At 70.4% G+C, this 6381-nt stretch carries 5 protein-coding genes; all 5 read right to left on the bottom strand.

The annotated features are described in order from the left end of the window. Positions 1 to 826, bottom strand: an 826-nt coding sequence (locus tag P1P75_RS38590) for a MarR family transcriptional regulator (protein ID WP_319264184.1), incomplete at its 3' end; no start/stop codon positions are given. 283 nt (positions 827 to 1109) lie between these two features. Beyond that, positions 1110 to 2531, bottom strand: coding sequence for an AI-2E family transporter (locus tag P1P75_RS38585; protein WP_319264182.1), 1422 nt, complete (start codon positions 2529 to 2531; stop codon positions 1110 to 1112). A 147-nt stretch (positions 2532 to 2678) separates the two neighbouring features. Continuing rightward, positions 2679 to 3365 (bottom strand): transglycosylase SLT domain-containing protein, encoded by a 687-nt coding sequence (locus tag P1P75_RS38580; RefSeq protein ID WP_319264180.1) that lies wholly within the window; start codon positions 3363 to 3365, stop codon positions 2679 to 2681. A 407-nt stretch (positions 3366 to 3772) separates the two neighbouring features. After that, the gene (locus P1P75_RS38575; protein WP_319264179.1) at positions 3773 to 5098 is read right to left on the bottom strand and encodes a PhoH family protein; all 1326 of its coding nucleotides are present in this window, start codon (positions 5096 to 5098) and stop codon (positions 3773 to 3775) included. Between the two features lie 444 nt (positions 5099 to 5542). Then, the gene (locus P1P75_RS38570) at positions 5543 to 6316 is read right to left on the bottom strand and encodes an isoprenyl transferase (RefSeq protein WP_150472579.1); all 774 of its coding nucleotides are present in this window, start codon (positions 6314 to 6316) and stop codon (positions 5543 to 5545) included. Between the last annotated feature and the right edge of the window lie 65 nt (positions 6317 to 6381).

Here is a 6381-nt window from a genome sequence, read left to right as displayed (position 1 = left end):
TCCAGCTGATGGGGGCAGTAGTGTTTGTTGCTGCTCGCGTGGGTTTGTGTAGTTTTATAGGAGACCGCACCCGCCCCGATCCCGGTCCGGCTGCCGCCCGGCGGCGTACGCCCTCCCCGCCGGGCGGCAGCCGGACCGGGATCGGGGCGGGTGTCCGCGGGCACTCCAGGAACCCTTCGGCGAGCATCCGGGCCACCTCGACGGTGACCGTGTAGACGCCGCGCCCGGTACGGAAGGCGAGGTCGCGGGCCGTGCGCCGGCCGTCTGCGTGGGTGATCAGCTCGCGTTGCAGCGTGGTCAGGCGGACGGCGGCGTACGACAGCGGGGTGGGTACCGGGCGTTCCCGCTCGGGGCGGACCGGGTACGGCAGGGCGAGCAGGGCGGCCAGTCTGCGCAAGGCGTCCGCCAGGAGCGGCGTGGGTGGTTCGCCGACGGCGACGGCGCCGGGCGGCGGGCCTTCGCCCGGAGCGCGTTCGCAAGCGTCGACGCCGCCCGCGACGACCGCGAAGGCGGCGTCCTGGAGGGCCATCACACAGACGACCCTGAGCTGGGCGGCTCCCGTGTAGCCGTGGGCGACGAGTCCGGCGACGGGCCAGCGCGCCCCGTCGGACTCGCGCACCAGAGCGGCCCATTCCTCGCCGCCGATCCGTCCGGAGCGCAGCAGCAGGGCCTCCGGTCCGGGCGCTCCCGGTGACTCGACGGCGACCACGAGTCCGTCGCGCAGGTGGAAGGTGCCGCCGGGTGAGCCGGACGCACGCAGTTCCCCGGTGAAGCCCTCACGCCCGCACGCGGCCAGGTCGCGGGCCAGCAGCTCGTAGCCCGACATCACTCCCCTTGGCATGTCGCACATACGCCTGACACGTAGCGCTCAGGGGGGAAGGTCTATCAGCCGGAAGGCGCAGTCCAGGGGCGGGTTTCCGACCTGCCCTCAGCTGTCGGAAGTTGCTCTGTCGTGTGTCTCAATTCGCCTGCTCGGGCGCCGATTTGACCGAGTCGAAGAAGGCTGGAGCCGGCGCCGGAACGGGCCGGTGAGGAGCGGGGGTGCCACGGCTGACGGCGGTGCGCGCGTCAGCGGGCGGTGGAGGGTCTCGGGCGAGCCGCCCTCCCGTTCACCCCTCGGGGTGGGCGGGGTCCTGCCGTTCCTCGCCCCCGCCGCCCTTTCCGGTCCCCTCTCCCGGGGCTTCGCCCCCGGACCCGCCTGCCGGCCGTGCGGAGGGCTCGTCCCCGGGCTCGGCACGGGCCGGCCGCACCGGGGCCACGTCCGCCGCCGTCGCGCCCCTCGGCCTCGGTGCGGTCAGCAGGGCCGGCTCCCTGGAGTACGCGTGCAGATAGCTGACCACCGTGTTCGTCACCGCCACCAGCGGTACGGCGACCACCGCGCCGCCGATACCGGCCACCATGCCGCCGCAGGCCACCGCGAGCACCACCGCGAGCGGGTGGACGCGCACGGCGCGGCCGAGGATGAACGGCTGGAGGATGTGCCCCTCGATCTGCTGCACGGCCAGCACGACCGCCAGTGTCATCACCGCGGTGAACACCCCCTGGGTGACCAGGGCGACGACCACTGCCAGGGCACCGGAGGCGACCGCGCCGACCAGCGGGATGAAGGAGAACAGGAAGATGAAGACGGCCAGCGGTACGGCCATCGGCACTTCGAGGAAGTAGATGCCGAGACCGATGAAGATGGCGTCGATCAACGCCACCAGCACCGTGCCGCGCACATACGCCGTGAGCGTCGCCCAGGCCCGCGGGCCGGCGCCCGCGACACCCGGCCGGGCGGCGGCGGGGACCAGTTTGAGGGTCCACTGCCAGATGCGCTTGCCGTCGTAGAGCAGGAACAGCGTCGAGAAGAACGCCAGCAGGATGCCGGTGAGGGCCTCCACGACGACGGTGACGCCCTCCAGGCCGGCGGAGGTGATCTCGTCGGTGTTGGCACCGACCGCCTCGCGCAGGTTCTTGGCGATGCCGTTGATCTGCTTGTCGGTGACGTGGAAGGGGCTGTTCAGCAGCCAGCGGCGCAGATCGTCGATGCCGTCCTGGACCTGGTCGGAGAGGTTGTCGATGTTCTCCATGACCTGCCAGGTCACGAACCAGCCCATCAGGCCGATGACGACGAACCCGAAGATCCCCGTCAGCGCGGTCGCGGCCCCCCGGGGAACGCCCAGCCGCTTCAGCCGCGCCACGGTGGGTTCGAGCAGCGCGGTCAGCAGCAGCGCCACCACGAAGGCCAGCACGACGAGTTGGACGGCGCTGATGACCTTCATCAGGACCCAGACGGTCCCGGCCAGCACCAGCAGCCGCCAGCCCGCCTCGGCGGCGACCCGGACGCCCCACGGCACAACCTGGGCGGGGTCGGGGCGCGGCGCGGGCGGCGGCAGTTCGACGGCGGCCGCCACCGGCGTCTCGGGCGCCGCCGGGTCCGGTACGGCGCCGCTCTCCCGGTCGGTCTCGGCCCGACGTTCGTCGAGCCGCTGCCCCATCTTGGTCAGGCCGGCACCTACCCGGCCGAGCCACCCTGGCACTCGCGACATGATGCGCCCTCTTCCCCCGTCTCTCCCCCGCCACCCGCCCCTGGAGTCGTCGGCATGGACCGTACAAGACCGTACAGGGCGAAAGCCCCTCCCCCTAGGACGGGGAGGGGCTGCGCGGGGTTGAGCTGTCGGTGCCGGGCGCCGGGCCTAGTACCAGTGGTTGGACTGCCAGAACGACCAGGCGTCACACGGGCTGCCGTAGCGGTCGTTCATGTAGTTCAGGCCCCACTTGATCTGGGTGGCCGGGTTGGTCTGCCAGTCGGCGCCCGCGGACACGTACTTGCCGGCGGGCAGCGCCTGGAAGAGACCGTAGGCGCCGGAGGACGGGTTGACGGCCCGGTAGTTCCAGCTGGACTCGTGGTCCACGATGTTGCTGAAGCACTGCCACTGGCCGCTCGGCACCATCTGCTGCGCCATCGCCTGGATCTGGTCGATGGTGTACGAGTTCTGGATGGGGAAGTCGGAAGAGCTGCGGCTCGCGGCGGCCTTGGCCTCGGCGCGTTCCTTGGCGTCGGCGGCCGCCTTCTCGGCGGCCTCCTTCTTCGCGATCGCGGTCTTGGCGGCGGCCTTGCGGGCCGACTCCTCGGCGTCCTTCTTGGCGCCCTCGTCCGCGGCGATGGCCTGGACACTGGCCTGCTGCGTCAGCGAGGCGGTCTGCACCTGGGCCTGCTGACCTACGGGGATGTCGGCGAGGAGCGTCGTAGAGTCGCTTACCGTCGCTTCCGCGTCGTTGGGCTGCGCGGTGCTGCCCGAGGCAACACCGACAACGCTTCCGACAGCGGTGACCGCCGTGGCCGAGGCCACTGCGAATCCCCGGACCGAGATGCGGCTCACACGGTTTCCTTCCAGCATCGCCCGCTTCGGTGACCCTGGCGGACGCAATCGTGCCCCTGAACACTGGCCTCCCAACTGCGGGGTCACGGGAGGCGCGGGCCCGGTGGGCAACTCCCTGCTCGGGAGCGCCGCGTGGTGCGCGGGCGGCATACGACGAAGCTATGGAGTTGATGTGGTGTCGTATCGCTGGGGATACACGTGTGTCGTATGCGGGGCCTGACAGGAAGGAGACTCTGCCGTAACCGACGCCGGGTGGCAATTCCGAGTTGCGTGTGAAAGCTCACATCGCGTTTCGCCCTGGGTATTTCATCGTTCGCGCACATGCGAAGGCGCCGCCCGACTAGGCTCACAGCCTTTGCCGAGCGGCGCCAACTACCTGATACGGCCCGCGAAACGGGGCGGTCCGGTCAGATGTGCCCCTCCTCCAGCATTTCGGTCACGAGGGCCGCGATCTGGGACCTTTCGGACCGGTTGAGGGTGACGTGCGCGAAAAGCGGATGCCCCTTCAGTTTCTCCACGACGGCGACGACACCGTCGTAGCGGCCGACCCGCAGATTGTCCCTTTGCGCGACATCGTGGGTCAGAACGACCCGCGAATTGGCGCCGATCCGGGACAGAACGGTCAGCAGGACGTTCCGCTCCAGCGACTGCGCCTCGTCCACGATCACGAACGCGTCGTGCAGCGAGCGGCCGCGGATGTGGGTGAGCGGCAGGACCTCCAGCATGCCGCGGGCGGTGACCTCCTCGATGACCTCGCGGCTGGTGACCGCGGACAGCGTGTCGAAGACCGCCTGCGCCCAGGGGCTCATCTTCTCGGCCTCGGAGCCGGGCAGATAGCCCAGTTCCTGCCCGCCCACCGCGTACAACGGGCGGAAGACCATCACCTTCTGGTGCTGGCGGCGCTCCAGGACCGCCTCCAGACCGGCGCACAGCGCGAGCGCCGACTTGCCGGTGCCGGCCCGGCCGCCCATCGACACGATCCCGATGTCCGGGTCGAGCAGCAGGTCGAGCGCGATGCGCTGCTCGGCGCTGCGGCCCTTGATGCCGAACACCTCCCGGTCGCCGCGCACCAGCCGCACGTTGCCGTCGGCGGTGACCCGGCCGAGCGCGTTGCCGCGCTCGGACTGGAGGGTCAGGCCCGTGTGCACGGGGAGTTCGGAGGCTTCCGGGACGTACACCCGTCCTTCCTCGAAGAGGATGTCCACCTGTTCGCCGGGGAGCGTCAGTTCGGACATTCCGGTCCAGCCGGAGGAGTCCGTGATGGCCAGTTCGGCCCGGTACTCCTCGGCGAGCAGACCCACGGAGGACGCTTTGATCCTCAGCGGGAGGTCCTTCGACACGACGGTGACGTCGAACCCCTCGGCCTGCAGATTGCGGGCGACCGCGAGGATGCGTGAGTCGTTGTCCCCCAGGCGGTAGCCGGTGGGCAGCACGCTGGGGTCCGAGTGGTTGAGCTCGACACGGATGGTCCCGCCCAGCTCCCCGATCGGGATGGGGGCGTCGAGACGGCCGAACTGCACCCGGTAGTCGTCGAGCAGGCGCAGGGCCTGCCGGGCGAAGTAGCCGAGTTCGGGATGGTGCCGCTTGGCCTCCAGCTCGGTGACCACGACGATGGGGAGCACGACTTCGTGCTCCTCGAAGCGGTTCATTGCGTGCGGGTCGGCCAGCAGGACGCTGGTGTCGAGAACGTAAGTGCGCCGGTCGGGCTTATGGCGCTTTGTGCTGGTCACCACGGAAGGACGTACCCCCTCGGATGAGGTCGGGGAGCGACGGAGTGGAGCTGGACCGGAATTCGACCGCCTGCACGGACCGAAAACCGGCCCTCCGCTACGTCCGTGCGGACCGCACGATCGGGCTGGTGCAAAGGGCCTCCCGGGCGGACGGCCCCGTGCCGTCCGCTGAGATCCGACACCCGTGGTTCGGGCGTCGACCTGCTTGGCTTATGCCCTCGAACATGCGCCGCCATGCCACGGCATATGACGGCGCGCCGATGAACTCCTTGTTACTTCCGTCCCAGCGGGGGTACTCGGGGGCTTTCCGCGGGGGCACGCAGGCGTGCGGCCGGGGGACCTGAGAGGGCCGACCGCGGCTGGAAACCGGCGCGGTGGCCGGCGCGCGGCTGGAAACGGTGGGCCGGCCGTCAGTGCGTCCGGCCGGCCGTCATGTGCGTGGTGCGGTCAGCCGCCGAAACGCCGGTGCCTGATCTCGTAGTCGCGCAGGGCGCGCAGGAAGTCGACCTTGCGGAACGCCGGCCAGAACACGTCGCAGAAGTAGTACTCGGAGTGCGCGGTCTGCCACAGCATGAATCCGGACAGCCGCTGTTCGCCGCTGGTGCGGATCACGAGGTCGGGATCGGGCTGAGCGCCGGTGTAGAGGTGGCGGCCGATCATGTCGATGTCGACGGACTCGGCGAGGTCCTCCATCGACACGCCCTTGTCCTGGGCGTCGAGGATCATCGAACGGACCGCGTCGGCGATCTCCTGGCGGCCGCCGTAGCCGATGGCGACGTTGACGAGTATCCCGTCGATGTCGGCGGTGGCCTCCTCGGCCTCCTTCAGCGTGCGCTGCATGCCGGCCGGCAGGAGGTCGGGCGTGCCGACGTGGTGCACGCGCCAGCGGCCGTCGGCGGCCAGGGTGCGGACGACGTCCTCGATGATGCCGAGCAGAGGGACCAGTTCCTCCTTGGCGCGGTCGAAGTTGTCCGTCGACAGCAGCCAGAGGGTGACGACGCCGACGTCCGTCTCGGAGCACCAGCCGAGGAACTCCTCGATCTTGTCGGCGCCCGCCCGGTGGCCATGCACGGTGGTGGAACCCGCGGCCTTCGCCCAGCGGCGGTTGCCGTCCATGATCACGCCGATGTGCTTGGGCACCTGAGCGTGGTCCAGGTGGCCTTCCACCCGGCGCGCGTACAGCCTCACCAGCAGGCCGCGCAGCTTGTCGCGCAGGTTCACGTGAATGTCAGCCCCTCCGTGCGGTGGCGGTCCCCGCGGGCGGCAGCCTACCCCCACGAGAGCGG

Source organism: Streptomyces sp. ID05-39B, assembly GCF_033794725.1.
GTDB classification, from domain to species: domain Bacteria; phylum Actinomycetota; class Actinomycetes; order Streptomycetales; family Streptomycetaceae; genus Streptomyces; species Streptomyces bobili.
Note: the sequence above shows the minus strand (reverse complement) of the source record. Positions and strands in the feature narration are given on the sequence as shown.

Bases quoted from the DNA above. Each gene is read 5' to 3' on its own strand.
- P1P75_RS38585 (WP_319264182.1), bottom strand. From the start codon at position 2,531: ATGTCGCGAGTGCCAGGGTGGCTCGGCCGGGTAGGTGCCGGCCTGACC.